This window comes from Blautia coccoides, assembly GCF_034355335.1.
Lineage (GTDB): Bacteria > Bacillota > Clostridia > Lachnospirales > Lachnospiraceae > Blautia > Blautia producta.
The window spans coordinates 3,636,996-3,656,901 of the sequence record NZ_CP136422.1 but is presented as its reverse complement, the minus strand read 5'-3'; the positions used below and the strand labels follow the sequence as shown (position 1 = coordinate 3,656,901).

18 protein-coding genes, 2 pseudogenes and 1 riboswitch are annotated in these 19,906 nt (G+C 47.8%); of the genes and pseudogenes, 15 read left to right on the top strand and 5 right to left on the bottom strand.

The genetic code is table 11. From position 1 onward, the window contains the following. Positions 1–70: 70 nt before the first annotated feature. The 11 genes from cobT to BLCOC_RS16390 all read left to right on the top strand — a co-directional run bounded on the left by cobT (position 71) and on the right by BLCOC_RS16390 (position 11,403). Positions 71–1,120 (top strand): nicotinate-nucleotide--dimethylbenzimidazole phosphoribosyltransferase, encoded by a 1,050-nt coding sequence (cobT, locus tag BLCOC_RS16440; protein ID WP_115625426.1) that lies wholly within the window; start codon positions 71–73, stop codon positions 1,118–1,120. Between the two features lie 18 nt (positions 1,121–1,138). Further along, on the top strand, positions 1,139–1,702 hold the full coding sequence (locus BLCOC_RS16435; RefSeq protein ID WP_029468726.1) for a bifunctional adenosylcobinamide kinase/adenosylcobinamide-phosphate guanylyltransferase: 564 nt from the start codon (positions 1,139–1,141) through the stop codon (positions 1,700–1,702). Beyond that, a complete protein-coding gene (gene cobS / locus BLCOC_RS16430) occupies positions 1,689–2,477 on the top strand; it encodes an adenosylcobinamide-GDP ribazoletransferase (protein WP_115622797.1) in 789 nt (262 codons plus the stop codon). Before BLCOC_RS16435 ends, cobS begins: the two co-directional genes overlap by 14 nt. Positions 2,478–2,563: 86 nt before the next feature. After that, a complete protein-coding gene (locus BLCOC_RS16425; RefSeq protein WP_115625425.1) occupies positions 2,564–2,947 on the top strand; it encodes a bifunctional adenosylcobinamide kinase/adenosylcobinamide-phosphate guanylyltransferase in 384 nt (127 codons plus the stop codon). After that, positions 2,940–3,557 carry a histidine phosphatase family protein gene (locus tag BLCOC_RS16420; protein ID WP_029468728.1) on the top strand — a complete coding sequence of 206 codons (618 nt, stop codon included), beginning with the start codon at positions 2,940–2,942 and terminating at the stop codon, positions 3,555–3,557. The genes BLCOC_RS16425 and BLCOC_RS16420 overlap by 8 nt, the downstream gene beginning before the upstream one ends. Then, complete coding sequence (gene cbiB / locus BLCOC_RS16415; RefSeq protein ID WP_115622796.1) at positions 3,551–4,522, top strand: adenosylcobinamide-phosphate synthase CbiB; 972 nt, start codon at positions 3,551–3,553, stop codon at positions 4,520–4,522. Before BLCOC_RS16420 ends, cbiB begins: the two co-directional genes overlap by 7 nt. Positions 4,523–4,533: 11 nt before the next feature. Further along, on the top strand, positions 4,534–5,595 hold the full coding sequence (locus tag BLCOC_RS16410) for a pyridoxal phosphate-dependent aminotransferase (RefSeq protein WP_115622795.1): 1,062 nt from the start codon (positions 4,534–4,536) through the stop codon (positions 5,593–5,595). 103 nt (positions 5,596–5,698) lie between these two features. After that, on the top strand, positions 5,699–7,207 hold the full coding sequence (locus BLCOC_RS16405; protein WP_029468731.1) for a cobyric acid synthase: 1,509 nt from the start codon (positions 5,699–5,701) through the stop codon (positions 7,205–7,207). A 14-nt stretch (positions 7,208–7,221) separates the two neighbouring features. Continuing rightward, complete coding sequence (locus BLCOC_RS16400) at positions 7,222–7,872, top strand: precorrin-8X methylmutase (protein WP_115622794.1); 651 nt, start codon at positions 7,222–7,224, stop codon at positions 7,870–7,872. Between the two features lie 109 nt (positions 7,873–7,981). Continuing rightward, positions 7,982–9,472 carry an NADase-type glycan-binding domain-containing protein gene (locus tag BLCOC_RS16395; protein WP_176582791.1) on the top strand — a complete coding sequence of 497 codons (1,491 nt, stop codon included), beginning with the start codon at positions 7,982–7,984 and terminating at the stop codon, positions 9,470–9,472. A 176-nt stretch (positions 9,473–9,648) separates the two neighbouring features. Next, a complete protein-coding gene (locus BLCOC_RS16390; RefSeq protein WP_115625424.1) occupies positions 9,649–11,403 on the top strand; it encodes an IS1182 family transposase in 1,755 nt (584 codons plus the stop codon). 228 nt (positions 11,404–11,631) lie between these two features. Here BLCOC_RS16390 and BLCOC_RS27630 read toward each other — a convergent pair whose 3' ends face one another. The 5 genes and pseudogenes from BLCOC_RS27630 to BLCOC_RS16365 all read right to left on the bottom strand — a co-directional run bounded on the left by BLCOC_RS27630 (position 11,632) and on the right by BLCOC_RS16365 (position 15,146). Continuing rightward, a complete protein-coding gene (locus tag BLCOC_RS27630; RefSeq protein ID WP_242999092.1) occupies positions 11,632–12,420 on the bottom strand; it encodes a sirohydrochlorin cobaltochelatase in 789 nt (262 codons plus the stop codon). 273 nt (positions 12,421–12,693) lie between these two features. After that, positions 12,694–13,296, bottom strand: a pseudogene (locus tag BLCOC_RS27625) (energy-coupling factor ABC transporter ATP-binding protein); the annotation flags it as partial. Next, a complete protein-coding gene (gene cbiQ / locus BLCOC_RS16375) occupies positions 13,293–14,069 on the bottom strand; it encodes a cobalt ECF transporter T component CbiQ (protein ID WP_029468735.1) in 777 nt (258 codons plus the stop codon). The pseudogene BLCOC_RS27625 and the gene cbiQ, both read right to left, overlap by 4 nt. A gap of 29 nt (positions 14,070–14,098) precedes the next feature. After that, positions 14,099–14,398 (bottom strand): energy-coupling factor ABC transporter substrate-binding protein, encoded by a 300-nt coding sequence (locus BLCOC_RS16370; RefSeq protein WP_018597585.1) that lies wholly within the window; start codon positions 14,396–14,398, stop codon positions 14,099–14,101. 1 nt (position 14,399) lies between these two features. After that, positions 14,400–15,146 carry an energy-coupling factor ABC transporter permease gene (locus tag BLCOC_RS16365; RefSeq protein ID WP_029468736.1) on the bottom strand — a complete coding sequence of 249 codons (747 nt, stop codon included), beginning with the start codon at positions 15,144–15,146 and terminating at the stop codon, positions 14,400–14,402. 202 nt (positions 15,147–15,348) lie between these two features. Further along, a riboswitch (cobalamin riboswitch) is annotated at positions 15,349–15,529 on the bottom strand. 216 nt (positions 15,530–15,745) lie between these two features. On the opposite strand from BLCOC_RS16365, the gene hemA reads away from it, so the two are divergent. The 4 genes and pseudogenes from hemA (at position 15,746) to cobA (ending at position 19,879) form a co-directional block, all read left to right on the top strand. Further along, positions 15,746–16,975: a glutamyl-tRNA reductase gene (hemA, locus tag BLCOC_RS16360; protein WP_029468737.1), complete on the top strand. Its 1,230-nt coding sequence runs from the start codon at positions 15,746–15,748 to the stop codon at positions 16,973–16,975. Continuing rightward, complete coding sequence (locus BLCOC_RS16355) at positions 16,965–17,441, top strand: precorrin-2 dehydrogenase/sirohydrochlorin ferrochelatase family protein (protein ID WP_029468738.1); 477 nt, start codon at positions 16,965–16,967, stop codon at positions 17,439–17,441. The genes hemA and BLCOC_RS16355 overlap by 11 nt, the downstream gene beginning before the upstream one ends. Next, positions 17,438–18,253 (top strand): annotated as a pseudogene (gene hemC / locus BLCOC_RS27620) (hydroxymethylbilane synthase); the annotation flags it as partial. The gene BLCOC_RS16355 and the pseudogene hemC, both read left to right, overlap by 4 nt. Before the next feature lie 78 nt (positions 18,254–18,331). Beyond that, entirely contained in the window at positions 18,332–19,879 is a 1,548-nt protein-coding gene (cobA, locus tag BLCOC_RS27615) for a uroporphyrinogen-III C-methyltransferase (protein ID WP_242999090.1), read from the top strand. Positions 19,880–19,906: the final 27 nt, after the last annotated feature.

Here is a 19,906-nt window from a genome sequence, read left to right as displayed (position 1 = left end):
AAGTATAATACTGAGCAGCAGCAAAACACTGGGCAGCAAAAATACATACAGAGGAAGAGAGGAAAGGAATATGAAACTGGAAGAGGCTTTAAAAATGATCGAACCGGTCAACGAGGAAGTGATGGAGGAGTGTAAAAAACGCTGGGACAGTATTGCGCATCCCCTTCACAGTTTGGGCAAGCTGGAGGATCTTTTGGTACAGATCACAGGTATCACAGGATGCCTGGATATTCATCTGGAAAAGAAAGCGCTGGTTCCCATGTGTGCGGACAACGGCGTAGTTGAGGAAGGCGTGACTCAGACCGGACAGGAGATCACGGCACTGGTGGCAGAAAATTTCCTGCAGACAAAAGCAGTTTCCAGTATCATGTGTAAAACCGTCGGAGCAGAAATCTTCCCTGTAGATGTGGGCGTGGCAAAAGATGTAAGTATTTTAAACCGCAAGATTGCCTATGGGACAAAAAACATGACAAAAGAACCGGCCATGACAAGAGAGCAGGCGGTCCAGGCCATCGAGACGGGAATCGAGATGGTAGAAATGCTGAAAGAAAAAGGCTACGGAATCATTGCCACCGGAGAGATGGGAATCGGTAATACTACCACCAGCAGTGCTGTGGCTTCCGTGCTCTTGGACATGCCTGTGGAAAATATGACAGGGCGCGGCGCAGGTCTTTCAAGTGAGGGTCTGAACCGTAAGATCAATGCCATCAAAAAGGCGGTTGCTGTGAATAAACCGGATAGAAAGGATGCAGTTGATGTGGTGGCAAAGGTGGGAGGATTTGACATTGCTGCCATTGCGGGACTGTTTTTAGGCGGCGCGGCTCTTAAGATCCCTGTTGTGATCGACGGTGTGATCTCCGCCACAGGAGCCTTGGTCGCGGCCGGGATCTGTCCAACCGCAAAGCAATATATGATTGCCAGCCATGTATCAAAAGAGCCTGCGGGACATCTGCTTCTGGAAGCCCTGGGAAAGGAAGCCTGCCTGCACTGTGACATGTGCCTGGGAGAGGGAACCGGAGCCGTGGCGTTCTTCCCGCTTCTGGACATTGCCGCGGCTGTATTTTATGGAATGAGCGACTTCGGCGGCATCGGCATGGATGCCTATGTGCCATTAGACTAAAGGACAGCGGGGCAAAATATGATAACTTTGGTGACAGGGGGAAGCGGAAGCGGAAAATCTGCCTATGCAGAGGATGTACTGACAGGCTTTGGTGACTGTGAGAGAATCTATATCGCTACCATGTACCCCTTTGATGAGGAGAGTAAAAAGCGTGTGGAACGCCACAGGCGTATGCGGGCTGAAAAGAAATTTACAACCATAGAGTGTTATACAGGTCTGAAGCATGTGCAGGTGCCGAAAGGCGCCTGTGTGCTTCTGGAGTGTCTGTCCAACCTGACGGCCAATGAGATGTTTCAGGAAGACGGCGCTAAGGAGAGGACTGTGGAGGCGGTTCTGGAGGGAATCGCCTCCCTGGAAGCCCAGGCAGCAGAGCTGGTGATCGTGACAAATGAAATTTTTTCAGACGGTATCGAGTATGATGAGGAGACCAGGCGGTACCAGAGTTACCTGGGGGAGATCAACCGGGAGACTGCACGCCGGGCCTGTCAGGTGACAGAGGTGGTGTATGGCATTCCCCTCATATACAAGAGTAGAACAGATAAGGAAGACAGGATGGGGGAAACAGACCATGAGACAGAGTAAGGCGGGACAGTTTTGGAACAGTTTTAAGATAGCTTTTTCTATGTATTCTAAGATTCCTATGCCCCAGAGTGAGTGGACAAAGGAAAATATGCGGTATGTCATGTGCTTTTTTCCGTTGATCGGTGTTGTGATCGGCGGACTTTCCTGGCTTTGGGGGACCTATGCCTGGAATTTTCTGGACAGCCGTGTCTTTATCACCATTGTGCTGCTCCTGATCCCGGTTCTTGTCAGCGGAGGAATCCATTTAGATGGCCTTTTGGACACCTCAGATGCCCTGAATTCCTATCAGCCCAGGGAGAAGAAACTGGAAATCTTAAAAGATTCCAATGCAGGTGCCTTTGCCATTATTGTGGGAATCTGCTATTTCCTCCTGTATTTTGGCGTTTACAGTGAACTGACCGCAGCAGGGCTTCCGGTTGTGTGTATGGGATTCGTACTCTCCAGAGGGATGGGGGCGTTTTCTATAGCATCCTTTCCCATGGCGAAGAATACGGGACTGGCAGCCACTTTTTCAGACGGCGCCCAGAAAAACGCGGTCAGAGTGGTCTCTGTTGTGTTTGCCCTGGTATCGGCAGTGATGATGGTTCTGTATCAGCCGGTGATCGGAGGCTTTGCCGTATTGGGCGCTGCACTGGAATATCTGTACTATTACCGCATGTCCATGAAACAGTTTGGAGGGATCACAGGCGATCTGGCTGGTTTCCACATGCAGATCTGTGAACTTGTCATAGCCCTGTTCACAGTGATCGGTGAGGTGGTTGTGCGCTGTCTGTAAAATCGTATTTGAGTTGTTTGGTAAATGCCCGGCAGGCCGGCGGGAATTTTCGGATATGTTTTGGAAAAAGAATGGAGGAAAGACATATGCAGTTGATCATAGGCGGAGCGTTCCAGGGAAAGAAGGAATATGCAAAGGTTCAGGGCATTGGGGAAAAGGATATGAAGGACGGAGCCAATGCTTCCTATGAGGATATCTTCACCTGTAGATGCCTGTATCATTTTCATGAATGGATCCGTGCAAGACTGCAGGAAGACAGGGATATGTCCCATTTGGAGGAGGAGCTGCTTCGGGTAAATCCTGACATTGTGCTCATAAGCAATGAATTGGGATATGGTGTGGTGCCTGTGGATGCCTTTGACAGGAAATACAGGGAGGCTGTGGGCAGGATCTGCACCAGGATGGCAGCCGCGGCAAAATGTGTTGTCCGCGTGACCTGTGGGATCGGGACGGTGATAAAAAATGGTTAAGATCCTATTGATCCGCCATTCCATGACGGCGGGGAACAAGCTGGGACGTTATATCGGCGCCCGCACAGACGAGCCTCTCTGCGAAGAGGGAATCCGATTGCTTGAAAACTTTTCTTACCCGCCTGTACAGCGGGTTTTTGTAAGCCCCATGCGGCGGTGCAGGGAGACCGCGGAAATTTTGTTTCCGGGAGCTAAAAAAGAGACAGAAGAACATTTAAAAGAATGTGATTTTGGGATTTTTGAGAATAAGAATTATCAGGAGCTGTCAGGGGAACCCCGATACCAGGCATGGATCGACAGCAACGGAACCCTGCCCTTTCCGGAAGGGGAAAGCCAGAAGATGTTTCAAAAGCGGTGCGTGGAAGGTTTTGCCCGGTGTGTGGAGCAGTGTCTGAAGGAGAAACTGCACACAGCAGCTTTTGTGGTGCACGGGGGAACCATTATGAGTATTTTAAGCGCATGCGCGGATCCGGGCAGGAGTTACTTTGAATGGCAGGTAAAGAACGCACAGGGTTACGAAGTATGGGCTGAAGAAACAAAATGGAGAGACAGCCAAAAGATAGAGGTGACCGGCAAATATACACAGGAAGGATTTGACAAGATATGGTGAAATGGACAGCACTGGCCCTGATACTGGGCTTTTTGATAGATTTGCTTTTGGGAGATCCCAGATGGCTGTATCATCCTGTTCGCATCATTGGAAACGGGATATCGCTGCTTGAAAAATTACTGAGATCTGCTTTTCCTAAAACCGCAAAGGGGGAAAGGACGGCTGGGTTTTTCCTGGTGCTGTTGATCTGTATTGGAAGCGGAGGGATCACATTTCTGCTATTGTATCTGGCATACCATATCCACACAGTTCTGGGAATCGTGGTGGAGACGTTTTTGTGTTATCAGATGCTGGCAGTAAAGTCGCTGAAGGATGAGAGTATGCGGGTGTATGAGGAACTGAAAAAGCAGGACCTGCCCGGGGCAAGAAATGCGGTTTCCATGATCGTTGGGAGAGATACCAAAAGTCTGTCTGCAGCCGGTGTGACAAAAGCGGCAGTAGAGACTATTGCGGAAAACACATCCGATGGGATCATAGCGCCCCTTTTTTACATGGCTATAGGGGGGCCTGCCCTGATGTTTCTGTATAAGGGAATTAATACCATGGATTCCATGGTGGGGTATAAAAATGACAAATACCTGAATTTTGGCCGGTACGCTGCCAAACTGGATGATATCGCCAATTATATACCGGCCAGGATCAGCGCCTGGCTGATGATACTTGCCTCAATGTGTGCCGGCTTTGACTGGAAAAATGCGAAGAAGATATTTTTGAGAGACCGATATAATCATGCAAGCCCCAACTCTGCCCAGACAGAGGCAGTCATGGCAGGCGCGCTGGATATCCAGCTTGCGGGAAATGCTTTTTATTTCGGAAAATTATATGAAAAACCCACCATCGGTGATGCCCTCAGGGAAGTGGAGATAGAGGACATTCCAAGGGCAAACCGCCTTCTGTATGTAAGCGCTGCCCTGGGGACTGCGTTTTTTGCACTGATCCGTATGGGGATTTTTATGTTACTGTAAGGAGAAAACAGATGATAAGTTACCATGCACATGGCGGTGATGTCTACCGCCATCAGAATGTGACGGATTTTTCCGCAAACTGCAATCCCTTCGGCACGCCCGAGTCTGTAAAACAAGCTGTGGCCCGGGCTATGGAGCAGGTCTGCCATTATCCGGATGTAAAATGTGAGCGGCTCAGAGAAGCCATCAGCCATTATGAAGGGGTTCCGGCAGAGCAGATCATCTGCGGAAACGGTGCGGCTGATCTGATCTTTGCCCTGGTGCTGGCATTAAAGCCGAAAAAGGCTCTGCTTCCTGCGCCGACATTTGCGGAATATGAGCAGGCTCTTGCCACAGTGGACTGTGAAATGAAGCGCTATGTACTGAAAGAGGATACCGGATTTTTTGTGGGAAGGGATTTTTTGGAGTGTATCACAGAGGAATTGGATATGGTTTTTCTTTGTAATCCCAATAATCCCACCGGTGTGCTCATGGAGCAGGATTTTTTAGAGGAAGTGCTGCTTCGCTGTCAGAAATGCGGCTGTATCCTTATGCTGGATGAGTGTTTTGTAGATTTTGTGGAATATCCCCAAGAGCATACCATGAAACCGTTTTTAGAACAAAATCCAGACCTTTTTTTGCTCAAGGCTTTTACAAAGCGCTATGCCATGGCAGGTGTGAGACTGGGATACGCCCTGTGCGGGAACGGGCTGCTGCTTGAAAAAATGCAGTTGGTGACCCAGCCCTGGAATGTGTCCGTTTTGGCTCAGGAAGCGGGAATCGCGGCTCTTTCGGAGAAGGAATACGTGGAAAGATCCATGGAGGCTATACACAGGGAGCGCACCCGGCTTTTGGAAAGCATGGGACATCTGGGATATCAGACCTTTGCCTCCAGTGCCAATTACATATTTTTCAAAGGACCGGAGAATCTTTATGAGCAATGTCTTGAAAGAGGCATTTTGATCCGGGACTGCAGCAACTATTACGGACTGTCCAAAGGGTATTACAGGATCGCTGTAAGGCTAAGGGAAGAAAATAACAGGCTCCTGCAGGTGCTTGAAGAGATACAGGCCCCGGACAGTCGGAAGGAATGATGAACAGATACGCCAAGAAAAATGAACAGATACGCCAAGAAAAGTGAACAGATACGCTAAAAGAAATGAATAGATACGCCAAGAGAAAGGTAGGTAGCAGATAATGGCAAAAGCAATTATGGTGCAGGGGACCATGTCCAATGCGGGAAAGAGTCTTCTGACGGCTGGACTGTGCCGTATTTTTAAACAGGACGGATATAAAGTGGCGCCTTTTAAATCACAGAACATGGCACTCAATTCCTTTATCACGGAGGAGGGCTTGGAGATGGGACGCGCGCAGGTGATGCAGGCTGAGGCGGCGGGGATCACTCCTTCTGTGTATATGAACCCGATTTTATTAAAGCCCACCAATGAGACGGGCAGCCAGGTGATCGTAAACGGAGAGGTTCTGGGGACCATGAGTGCAAGGGAATATTTTGCCTATAAAAAGAACCTGATACCGGAAGTTAAGAAAGCTTATGATAAATTGGCGTCCGAGTATGATATTGTAGTGATCGAAGGTGCGGGCAGTCCGGCGGAGATCAATCTGAAGCGGGAAGACATTGTCAATATGGGAATGGCTAAAACGGCAAAGGCACCGGTGCTTCTGGTGGGAGATATTGACCGGGGCGGCGTATTTGCGCAGTTGATCGGTACGGTGATGCTTCTTGAGGAGGACGAAAGAGAAATCGTCAAGGGTATGATCATCAATAAATTCCGTGGAGATAAAACCATTTTGGACCCCGGTATTGAAATGCTGGAGAAAAAAAGCGGCATTCCCGTGGTAGGAGTGGCCCCTTATCTAAATATTGAGGTGGAGGATGAGGACAGCCTGACAGAGCGTTTTGACGGGAAACAGGAAGTGGATCTGATCGACATTGCCGTGATCCGCATTCCGCGTATTTCCAATTTTACGGATTTTAACGCGCTGGAGGTGATTCCCGGGGTATCGGTGCGTTATGTGAAAACTGTCCGGGAACTGAAAAATCCTGACATGATCGTGCTTCCGGGATCCAAGAACACCATGGAAGACCTTCTTTGGATGCGGCAGAACGGATTGGAAGCAGCAATCTTGAAAAAAGCCGCAGAAGGCAAGATCATATTTGGTGTGTGCGGAGGCTATCAGATGCTGGGAGAGACCCTGTCTGATCCTGACAATGTGGAAGCAGGCGGTCAGATAAAAGGCATGGGACTTCTTCCTATGGATACGGTATTTCAGGGGGCTAAGACAAGAACCAGAGTGGAAGGAAGCTTCCCAAATGTGCAGGGCGCCTTAAAAGGACTCACAGGGGTGAAACTGGAGGGATATGAGATCCATATGGGTGTGTCTACCCTGAGAGAAGGAGCCAGGCCTCTTGTGAACATTATGGATACGGTAAAGGGTACGTCAAAAGAGGATGGAGCTTATAAAGGAAATGTATACGGCTCTTACGTGCATGGTATTTTTGACAAGGAAGAAGTGGCAAAGAAGATAGTGGAGGCCATTGGAGATTTGAAAGGCCTGGATGTAAGTCAGATGACAGGTGTGGATTTTGCGGAATTTAAGGAAACACAGTATGATATCCTGGCAAGTGAGCTGAGGAAACATCTGGATATGAAAAAGATATACGAGATCCTGGAAGCCGGCATTTAGAAAGGGCGGATGAGATGAAAACAGAATTAGAGAATGTAAAACCAAAAGAGATTGAAACCAGAAGCTTTGAGATCATCACAGAGGAGCTGGGGGACAAAAAACTGGTTCCCGGTACAGAGCTGATCGTAAAGCGCTGTATCCATACAAGCGCTGATTTTGAATATGCAGATAATCTCTGCTTTTCTGAACATGCAGTGGAGAAAGCAATTGATGCCATTAAAAAGGGTGCGTGTATTGTGACAGACACACAGATGGCAAAGGCAGGCATTAATAAGAAAGCGCTGGCAAAGTTCGGCGGGGATGTTTTCTGTTTTATGTCTGATGAGGATGTGGCTTTTTCCGCAAAGAGTCAGGGGACAACGCGGGCGGTGGCAAGTATGGATAAAGCTGCGTCTATGGGAAAGCCTCTTATATTCGCCATTGGAAATGCGCCCACGGCTTTGGTACGCCTGCATGAATTGATACAGGAGGGGAAAATTTCGCCATATCTTATAATAGGGGTTCCCGTAGGCTTTGTAAATGTGGTACAATCTAAGGAAATGATCATGGAGACAGACGTACCTTACATTGTGGCAAGGGGAAGAAAGGGCGGCAGTAATATCGCTGCGTGTATCTGCAATGCGCTTCTCTATATGATCGATAATGAGAGGGATTACTGGAAATAATAAGGGATAAGACCTTCAAATGCGGAGGCTGCTGTTCACAGAACTGTGCTCTTGGCAGAGCTTTGAACAGCAGCATGCGAAGTGAAATTGCAGGAAGGGGAAGTATAATATGAAGTGTGAAAGATGCGGCCATGAACTGGACAACGACGATTTATTCTGCTCAAAATGCGGAAAAGCGGTGTTCGAGGAATATATGGATGAGGACGACATCTGGGAGTTTTATAAAAGTGATGAAGAACTGAAGGCCATGAAAAAAGAGGCTGCTGCAGCAAAAGACAGCGGTTCAGAAAAAGAGCCGCCGGAGGCGGAAAAGAAAACAGTTTCGGAACATAAAGGGGATGTGCCAAATACCGGGGAGGATGAGCCGTTCAATGCAGAACATAGGGCTAATGGCAGCAGCAGCGCAGAGTCAGCAACAGACGGCTATAAGACTGCCGATGATAGTGGTGCAGAGCCGGTAATAGCAGGCCAGAGGGGTGAGGACAGCAGTGATGCAGAGCCTGTAAGTGCAGGCCGCAGGACTGAGGACAACAGCGGTACAGAGTCAGTAAGTACAGACCACAGAGCTGCTGATAACAAGAATAAATCTGTAAGTCCGGGATATGAAGCAGAAGATCATCAGGCCGAAGATTTTGTGAAAGCGGATCATGAAGATGTGGATCCTGCAGACACGGATGAGCTGCCGTTTGAAGATATTTTAACCCAGGCTTCAAAAGCAACTGCCGATAAAACAAAAAAAGAAAAATACCGGGGAGAGCCGGAGAAGAAAAATCCTATATGGCTCATATCCGGATGTATCTTACTTGTCTGTCTTTTGATCGGGATCCTGTGGGGTGTGCGTACCATGCAGCAGATGGATGAGGAAAAAAAGGCATATTACGCCAAGACGGAACAGCAGGATAAGACGGCTGGTGCCCAGGCGCAGAATACAGAGAATAAACAGGATTCAACGGATAAAGAGACGGACAGCGGCAAGGAAACAGATGCCGGTAAGAAAGACGCCAGCAGTGGAGAAGCCGCTGCGGAAGAAAAAGACAAAGCATCTGAAAAAGAAACGGATAAGGAAGAAAAGCCGAAAGAGGAAAAAAAGGAAGAGAAGAAAGAAGAGAAGGAAAAGAAACAGGATTATTTCAAACAGGTGGATGCAGACAGTATTGATTTTTCTAAATTTAAGAAAGTTTCCATAGCCTCTGCAGACCAGAATTCCCAGCAGTCCTCTGAAAAGTATGATTACAGCGCGGCGAGTGCTGTGGATGGAGACATTGCTTCCTCCTGGCAGGAGGGAGAAGACGGACTGGGAGAGGGTACCGGCATCCGGTTGGATTTTGACAAGGCTCACAAGGTGCGGTATATTGTACTCTATCTTGGAAACTGGAGAAGTGAAAATATGTGGGAGGCAAATGCAAGACCAGCGTCTTTGACTGTCAGTGTGGGAGACTCCCAGAAAAAGGATGTGGAGTTTTCCAATGAGATGAAAGCCTTTTGTCTATCCTTTGATGAGCCTGTGGAGGCGTCTTATGTATCCCTTTACATCAAGAACGGATATGAGGGCGACAGATGGAATGACAACTGTATTTCCGAAGTTGAGATATATGAATAAAAGATATATAAATAGAAGATGAAAAAAGTAAGGGGCTGTCGGGAAATAGATAGCCTAAAACAGGGGAGGATTTGACCATCATCGGTCACATCCTCCCCTTGAACTATATCCTAAAACAGAAAAAAAGATGGCTAACGACAACCATCTTTTCCTCCGTTCCATGTTATAATAGAACTATGCTTAAACAAGATTATTATAACGAATTTTTTGATTTAGGGCAACAGAAAATTAACTTCAGTTTCTTCGAATTGCATTTACCCGATGACGATCCAGTCTATACCCTAAAAAAAGTGATGGAGGAATTAGATTTTTCAGGCCTGCTTGCCTGTTGTTCAGATAAGGGAAGAACCGGGTACAATCCAATCATGATGTATGCTGTCGTTACCTACGCAAACATGCGCGGAGTGCGTTCTGTTGACCGTATTGTTGAATCATGCGAAAGGGACCTTGCTTTTATCTGGCTGACCAAAGGGCAGAAACCGAAGCGGGATGCTTTCTATGAATTCAAGAATAAAAAACTGACGGGTGATCTTCTGGATGAGCTGAATTACCAATTCATGCGCCAATTGAAAAAAGAGGGCCTGATCACGCTCAAAGAACTCTTTATTGATGGTACGAAGCTGGAAGCCAATGCAAACCGCTATACTTTTGTCTGGAGAGGGAGCATCAATTACCATCTTGCAGGTCTTTTGGATAAGATAGATGCACTTTATGAAAAGTACAATACACTTCTGCATGAAAATGGGTATGCAGCGAAATACGACCTTGGGGATGCAAAGATGTTCATCATCGAAGGCATGGAAAAAGTCAGGCGTGTGATTGATGAAAACCGGAAACGAAAACTGACAAAGCATAAGAAGCTCTCAAACAATACAATCATCGAAATAGATAACTGCTCCCCTCTTGAGATTTTGAAGCTTCAGAAGAATCTGATGCAGATTACAGAAGGTGAGGGGATATCATTCGTCCACAGTAAGGGAAAAACGAAGTCCGAGCTTCAAAAACTGTATGAGGAACTGGAGGAATGCGGAAACCGCCTGATGGGATATAAAGAATGCTTTGAAATCATGGGGAAAGACCGCAACAGTTATTCCAAAACGGATCTGGAAGCAACGTTTATGCGGATGAAGGAAGACCACATGCTCAACGGTCAGTTAAAACCAGCTTACAACGTTCAGATCGCGGTGGAGAACTATTTCATCGTTCACGGATACGTGAGCAATGACCGTACAGATTATAACACCCTGATCCCGGTTTTGGAGAAGCATCAGAAAGCCTTTGGTAAAGTATTGGATGAAGTGACAGCAGACAGCGGATACTGCAGCGAGAAAAACCTCTTGTATCTGAAACACAATGGGATTGCCAGTTATATCAAACTCCAGGATCACGAAAAACGGAAAACCCGTGCCTATAAAGAAGATATCAGCAAATATTACAACATGACAACCCATATCTTTGAAGATGAGCGCTACTATATCTGTCATGACGGAAGAGAGCTTCGTCATATCCGGACAGAAAGTAAGGAGCAGGACGGGTATAGCCAGACATGGGAAGTCTATGGATGTGCAGATTGCAGCGGCTGTGAACATAAATCCCGTTGTCTGTATAAGTACAATGCGGAAAAAAACAGTGACCGAAATAAAGTCATGAAGATCAATGAGCAGTGGGAGGAACTGAAAGAAGCATCCAATGCCAACATCCAGAGTGAGAAGGGGATCCTGAAGCGCCAGATCCGTTCCATCCAGACCGAAGGGCACTTCGGGGACATCAAGGAAAACGAAAACTTCCGTCGGTTCAATTACCGCAATTCAGAAAAAGTGTATAAAGAATTCATGCTGTATGCAATTGGCCGGAATATAAATAAATATCATCGGTTTCTTTACCATGAGATCGAGAAATACGCAGGAAAATCTGATCAAAAGACAGCTTAGCTGCCAGAGCGGAGCTGCAAATATGTAAAAAGGGGATTTTGCGCCCTAAAATAGGAGAAGTAAAGAAAAACAAGCATATCCCGCAGAACGTCCTTTGCTGAAAAGCAAGGAAATCTGCGGGATATGCTTGTTTTGGTGTAGGGGCTTTAAAAATCAGTATTAACCGACAGCCCCTTACTTTTGCAGTGACTGCTTATCCTCTAAAGTGTGTTTGAAAAACAGTGCGATTTATTTGTCGATGGCGCGGATGTGGTCAATAAAGAGGCGGCGAATGCCTTTATATTCACCGAGGCCTTTTAAAACAGCTTTCACTTCATATCCCTCGTCTTTAAACTGGCTGTACCAGGATTCGGGGTCATCCCCTGCCATATCATTTTTCGCATGGTCTCCGGCCACGATCATAAAGGGAGCAAGGACCACTTCCTCCGGCTGATAGGCTTTTACCATTTTTTTCAGACTTTCCATGGAAGGATAGGCCTCCACTGTACCCAGGAAGAAATTGTGATATCCCTTATCCTTGAAGGTATAATCCAGGGCAGCATAGATAGAATTGGCAAAGTGTGTGGTGCCGTGTCCCATGAATACCAGTGCCTGCTTTTTTGTGATATTTGAGAATTCTTCAGCGATGGCGGCGATGACTTTATGACTGTCCTCCTCTGTGGTGAGCAGCGGATCTCCGAAAGAAATCGAATGGAAGGAATCCCGGTAGGAGAGAGCGTCCTCCTTCATCAGGTCATTTTCAATGCCGTTGATCACATGGGTAGGCTGTACCAGTACATCTGTGATGCCGTCTGATATCATCTGTTCCATGGCTTCTCTCACTGTGGGGACAATGATGTTGTCACGGTTTTTCAGCTTTCGTATGATCATTTTACTGGTCCATGCGCGATACACGGGATAGTCCGGGAATGCATCTCTCATGGAATCCTCAATGGCGTCAATTGTGACTTTTCTGGTGTCCTCATGGCTGGTGCCGAAGCTGACTGCCAGGATCGCTTTCTTTGTCTGGGTGTTCACTGGTGATATTCCTCCGTAATGTGTAGTATTGATATTGACATCTGCTATGTATTTTTCAAGAGCCTTTAGATTTTTAGGGACAGTCAGAGTGGGCTTTAAAATACCCTTCATGCACAGGCTGTCAAATAACTCCAGCACAGCAGGCGGTTCCAGGTTGGTCTGTGCCAGAACTGCTTTGTTGCTGAAAACATCAGCGGGAGTGCCGTGCATGAGAACCTTTCCCTCGTGAAACAGCATGATCTCGTCTGCCCATTCATAGGCATAATTCACATCATGGGTTGCCATGAGGACCGTGATCCCTGACTCTGTAAGGCGGTTCACGATCTGGTTGACCATGGTGGTATGCTTGGGATCCAGGGCGGCTGCTGGTTCGTCTAAAATGATAATGTCAGGATGCATAACAAGAATGTCAGCGATTGAAACCTGTTTTTTCTGGCCGCCGCTTAAGGAGTGGGTGGGTTTATGGCGGAAGGGGGTGATCTCCAGATAATCAATGACCTCCTCCACCTCTTTTTTTGCCTCCTCTTCAGACACGCCCAGATTCAGGATACCAAAAGAAATCTCCTGATATACACTGGCTGAAAAAAGCTGGTTGTCAGGGTCCTGGAATACGATACCTACTTTGCTGCGAAGCTTTAAAAGTCCCTTCTTGTCATATGTGACCGGTTCTCCGTTAAAATACAAGGTGCCTGAGGAGGGGCGGTGGATGCCGTTGCAGCACAGAAAGAAGGTGGATTTTCCGGACCCATTGGAGCCCATAAAGGCAACCTTCTGTCCTCGTTTGATCTCCAGGCTGAGACCGTTTAGGGAATGGGAATTCTCATCGTCGTAAGAAAAATATAAATCCTCTGCTTTTAATATGATGTCCTTGTTCATGCGAAGAACCTCCTCCAGATCATTATGGAAAATAAAAAGATTTCAAATAAAACAATCCACACGATAACTTTTTTCTTGGGAGGATAAGTTTCATTCAAAACATGGATGGTGCCGTCATAGCAGCGGGCTTCCATGGCGCTGTAGAGGGCATTGGAGCGCTTGACCGCCCGGATCATCAAAACAGAACCAAGAGCACCGAAGGAATTTAAGCTTGTTCTGTAATCCCTGTTTCCCAGACGGCTGTTCTGTGATGTGGAAATATAATACGCAGTGTCCAGCAGCACAAAGATAAAACGGTAGATGAGCAGCATAAGCTCGATCATCAGCTTGGGACAGTGCAGCTTTCCCAGTACATTTAAGATGTCCGGCATGGGTGTTGTCATGGAGAGAAAATACAGGCAGGAGACTGCTGACAGGGCTGTCAGGATTAGCTGCAGGGCATAGAGCAGTGCATCCACGCTTCCTGTGAGATACCAGCTGCCTATGGGGATGGCAAACAGATCCAGGGGTTCATGCTTTAAATTCAGAACAATGGCAATGGTGCTCAGAATTAGGAAAGCCAGCGGAACAGTCAAAAAGTGTATATAGCGGGAAAAAGGGATTCCCCCCTTATAAACGGTGAGAATCCCTGTGACTGCTAAAACGATGCATGCGACCACGATGGAACGACTCATTACACAGAACAGAAGTGTAATCATCGCGAACGCAAACTTTTCACCGGCATTTTCATATCTAAGCTTGGAATTGTAACAAAGCTTGTCAATGGTTATCATAAGTTACTCCTTTCGCCGGATACAAAGTATCATTCGCCTTTTCCCAGCTTCTTTCTTTCTACAAATCTTCCCATAAAGAAGGCCAGGATGCCCACTCCGATGGAAGCCTGTACACAGAACAAAAGACTTTCCACTTCGCCGGGAAGCTCGCGGCCCAGTATTTTTTCAAGGATCGGTTCCGCGATGGGCTGGAAACTGGAGTCCACTTCCTCCACGACCTGGCTGCCGGCATCGTCAGAGCCGCCGAATTCCGCGTCCTTTAAAGCGAAGAGCGGAACAAATGCGATCAAGAGAATCACGACTAATAATGCGATCACTGTTTTCTTCATATTATTTTGCCTCCTTTAAAAAACCGATGGTGCGCAGTTCCGGTTTTGCATAGGTTTCAAGACCCATAATGATAAGAACTGTAATGACGCCTTCGATAATTGCCAGAGGTAACTGTGTGGGTGCAAACACCAGCATGAATTTTCCCATAGCGCCCATGATAGTGGTATCTGCATGGTGAGCCAGTGCCATCTGGACAGCAGTTACACAGTATGTAAATAAATCCCCGAGAGTTGCTGCAAGGAAAATGGATACATAATGGTTCGCTTTGAATTTCTTACAAATAAAGAAAATTCCGTAGGATACAAAGGGGCCGGCGATCGCCATGGAAAAAGTGTTTGCGCCCAGTGTGGTGAGTCCGCCGTGTGCCAGCAGGATCGCCTGAAAGAGCAGCACGATGATGCCCAAGATGGAAACTGCGCTGGGGCCGAAAAGGATGGCGCCAAGACCGGTTCCTGTCATATGGGAACAGCTTCCCGTCACGGACGGAATCTTTAAAGATGAGATAACGAACACGAAAGCACCTGACATTGCCAGAAGGGTGATCAGATTTCTGTGTTCATTCAGGGTTTTTTTGATGGACATGAATCCTGCGATCAGGAATGGTACGCAGATAACACCCCACGCGATGCAGAATCCTCCGGGAAGATAACCTTCCATGATGTGCATGGCGCTTACATTCGGCACAATTCCAAAGGTCAGTGCGAACATACTTGCCAATGCAATGATTTTTTTCTGTTTCTTACTCATTTTGTCTTTTCCTCCTTCTGATTTGAGTAATAAATACCTAGCATATCATTCGGAACCGTGTCCGAATGGGCATAAAAAAACCCGGCGGTAAAAATACCGACAGGCCATCAGAAGAACAAACGCGGTCAGCAGACTTTATAAATAATATAATAAGTACCGTTTCCGCCTGTTCTTACACAAGGCCATCGTTCGTAACCATTGTGTAAATCGCTTGTGACAGGCAGGTCTTCTGACTCGGGCGTCATCACTGCATTTTGCCTTCCCAGTTTCCCAGTGACATCATAAAATGCAGCTCCTCCCTCACAGCGGCGCGACCGTGTGAGCTTTTAACTCAACTTTCCTATTATTCCGCCAAAGCGGACACCTGTACACACTCAATTCTGTAATTATTGTATCTCCCCGGAAGTTTTTTGTCAATTGAATTCGACAAGAAAAATCATGATAATCTCTGGCGGCCGGCTCATACCCCGGGAACAAGATGTTGCACCGGGTTTCATTCTGTGATAATATGAAAAAACAGCAGGTGACGTATAAAACAATAGAGTTTTTTGAATACGGCATCGAAAAAACGGAAACGAAAGATATGGAGTGTAGGAACTATGAGTATTTCCATGATTGGAATCGACCACAGCAGAGCATCCGTAGATATCCGGGCCAGATTTTCTTTCACCAAAAAAAACGCGGTGAGCGCTATGGGGCGTTTGAAAGAAGACAAGGATATCTTAGGGTGTATTATTTTGTCAACCTGCAATCGGATGGAAATCTGGGCCAGTGTGCAGGAAGATTGGGAGGGGTCACTTTTAAGTTTTTTATGCAGTGAGAAGGAAGTTTTGGAGGAGGATTGCCGGGAGTATTTCATCACAAGGGAGGGGAAGGACGCGGTGGAGCATCTGTTTTACCTGACCAGCGGCCTGAAATCCCAGATCCTGGCGGAGGATCAGATCATTACCCAGGTAAAGGACGCACTGACGCTTTCCAGGGACGCTTACTGTACGGACGGCGTGCTGGAGGTGCTTTTTCGGATGGCGGTGACGGCAGCGAAAAAAGTAAAGACTGAGGTGGCTTTTTCAAGAGCCAATACCTCTGTCATCCACCAGGCCATTGACCGTCTGGAAAACCAGGGATTTTCCATTCAGGGCAAAACCTGTATGGTCATCGGAAACGGTGAGATGGGAAAAGTGACGGCACTGGCTCTGAAAGAGGCAGGGGCGGATGTGACCGTTACAGTCCGCCAGTATCGAAGCGGTATGGTGACCATTCCCCAGGGATGTGAGCGTATCAATTACGGGGACAGGATGGAACTGCTGCCGCAGTGTGATCTGGTGGTGTCAGCCACAGCCAGCCCGAACTGCACCATAACAAAAGAGCTTTTTGAAAACGCAGAGGTTCCTCATCATGTGATACTGATCGATCTGGCTGTGCCCAGAGACATTGACCCGGAGGTGGGGGAACTGCAGAATGTGACCCTGTATGATATTGACAGCTTTAAGATCGACGCCGCATCTCCAAGGCTTCAGGCCAGTATGGAGAAGGCGGGAGCTATTTTGGATGAACAGATGTCGGAATTTTACGACTGGTTTTCCGGGCGGGATGTATTTCCCAGGATCCAGGATATCAAGACTGAGGCAGTGGAGGATTTGAATGCCCGGATCTTGAAAATCCTGAAAAAGACACCCATGGAGGAGAAGGACAGAGAAAGACTTTTGAAAGCCATTGATACGGCGGCAGGAAAAGTGGTCAACAAGATGATCTTCGGACTGAGGGATTCCCTGGAGCAGGATGCGTTTATGGAGTGTGTGGCCGGATTGGAGAAGGTGTATGAAGACTGAGAAAAAACTGTTTCCCCTGTACACTGACCTGACGCAGAAGAAAGCTGTGGTCATAGGCGGAGGAAAGATCGCTGCAAGAAGGATCAAAAGCCTTTTGGGATTTATAGGTGAGCTGGTGGTGATCGCACCGGATGTACAGCCGGAGATCAGAGAGCTTGCAAAAAGCGGAGAGCTGGTGTGGAAACAGAAGCGATATGAGAGGGAAGATTTGTATGACGCTGATCTGGCCTTGGCCGCCACAGATGACAGAGCTGTAAATGAAGATATCTACAGCGCCTGTAAATGCCTGGGGATACTGGTAAATACAGCCAGTGACCAGAATAAATGTGATTTTCATTTTCCAGGTATTATCTGTCACGAGGGTGTAGTCATAGGATTTAACGCAGCGGGAAGAGACCACAAAAAGACGAGACAGATGCGGGAAAAGGTGGAAGAATTTTTGAATACGCCGGGAGGTATGGAATGAGCAGCACAACAGTAGTGATCGGAAGCCGGGAGAGCCGGCTTGCTGTAATACAGAGCGAAATGGTGAGAGACTACATAGAGAAGAACAATGACGGGCTGAAGGCAGAGCTTCTCACTATGAAGACAACAGGAGACATCATTTTAGACAGAACCCTGGACAAAGTGGGGGGGAAGGGACTGTTTGTAAAAGAACTGGACCGGGCCCTTCTGGACGGAAGAAGTGAGCTTTCCGTTCACAGTCTGAAGGATATGCCCATGGAAGTGCCCGAGGAACTGCCTCTTCTGGCTTTTTCAAAAAGAGAGGACCCCAGAGACGCACTGGTGCTTCCCCAGGGAGTGACAGAGCTTGACAAGACAAAACCGATCGGCTGTTCAAGCCTCAGGCGCACGCTTCAGCTTGCTGAACTGTTTCCTGACATGGAGTGTAAAAGTGTCAGAGGAAATGTGCAGACAAGACTGAAAAAGCTGGACAGTGGAGAGTACAGTGCGCTGGTCCTGGCAGCAGCAGGACTTAAAAGACTGGGACTCACCCACAGGATATCCAGATATTTTGAGCCGGAGGAAATGCTTCCGGCAGCCGGACAGGGCATTTTGACGGTCCAGGGCAGAAAAGGGAACGATTACTCCTATCTGGAGGGTTACGGAGATGCGGACAGCACCTGCGCGGCTCTGGCGGAACGGTCTTTTGTGAGGTTTTTAGACGGCGGATGTTCTTCACCGATTGCAGCACACGCGGTTGTGGATCAGGAGAAGATCATGCTTACCGGACTCTATTACGAGGAGGAGACCGGTGCTTATAAAAAAGGCAGCCTGGAAGGAACCAGGGAGGAAGCGGAGGAGCTGGGTGTGCGCCTTGCCAAAAAACTGAGAGAGGAGTGCCGAAAAGAGCATATGACAGCGAAGGAAAAGGAACAGGAAACAGATAAAAAGCCCTGCGCAGGAAAGGTCTGGCTTGTGGGCGCAGGCCCGGGGGACATCGGACTTTTCACCTTAAAAGGCATGGAGACTTTGAAAAATGCACAGGTGGTGGTGTATGACAGCTTAGTGGGGCAGGGGGTATTATCCCAGATCCCGGCCGGCGTGCGTCTCATCAATGTGGGAAAACGCGCATCCCACCATATCATGCCTCAGGAGCAGATCAACCAGGTCCTTGTGGATGAGGCAAAGAAAGGATACCGGGTCGTGCGCTTAAAAGGCGGGGATCCCTTCCTCTTCGGAAGAGGCGGAGAGGAGCTGGAGCTTCTTACAAAAGAGGGAATCCTTTACGAAGTGGTGCCCGGAGTGACATCTCCTCTGGCAGTTCCTGCTTACAACGGCATTCCGGTGACCCACAGGAATTTCTGTTCCTCTCTGCACATTATCACAGGACATAAAAAGCAGGGAGAGGCCTATGATATTGATTTTGATGCACTGGTGCGCACAAAGGGGACACTGGTGTTTTTAATGGGAGTGACGGCGCTTCCTGATATCTGCAGTTCCCTGCTTCGGGCAGGTATGCCGGGGGAGATGCCGGCGGCTGTCTTACAGAAAGGGACCACTGCAGGACAGAAACGGATCGTGGCTACGGTTTCTACTCTGGAGAAGGAAGTAAAGCGTCAGGGAATCGAGACACCGGCTATCATTGTGGTAGGTGAGGTGTGTTCTCTTGCGGATACCTTTGGATGGTATGAAAAGCTGCCTCTTGCCGGGTATAAGGTGCTGGTCACAAGGCCAAGAGAGACAGTTTCCACCATGTCTAAAAAACTGCGTCTGATGGGAGCCGAGGTGCTGGAGCTTCCGGCTATCCGCACAGCTCCTCTCGCAGATCAGAGTGCGCTTCTGAACGCATTTGAGCAGCTCCAAACCTATGACTGGCTGGCATTTACAAGCCCGATCGGTGTGAACGTGTTCTTTGAAGAGATGAAAAAGGCAGGGGCAGATGTCCGCAGACTTGGCAGAGCCAAGATAGCTGCCATTGGAAAGGGCACCAAAAAGGCACTGGAGGAGAGAGGCCTTTTTGTGGATCTCATGCCGGAAGTGTTTGACGGGCAATCCCTGGGAAAAGCATTGTGCGAAGCCTGCAGCGGCAATGAGAAGATACTTCTTCCGAGGGCTAAGATCGGCGGAAAAGAGATCATCCAGGAGCTGGAGAAAAAGCCGGGACTTTTCATCTGTGATGTGCCCACCTATGACACCTTCTATGAAAAACAGGAAATGATCGATGAGAAAAAAGCCTTTGAGAGCGGAGAGATCAACTGTGCGGTCTTCACAAGCGCGTCCACAGTAAAAGGATTTGCGGAGGCGGTAAAAGGGATTGACTTTACAAAAGTCACGGCTGCCTGCATCGGTAAACAGACAAAAGCCGCAGCAGACGCATACGGTATGAAGACATTTATGGCAAAACAGGCCACCATTGACAGTGTGGTGGATTTGGTTGTAGACTTGAAGAATAACAGGTAGCTGTAAAGGCACGGAACAGTTACAATA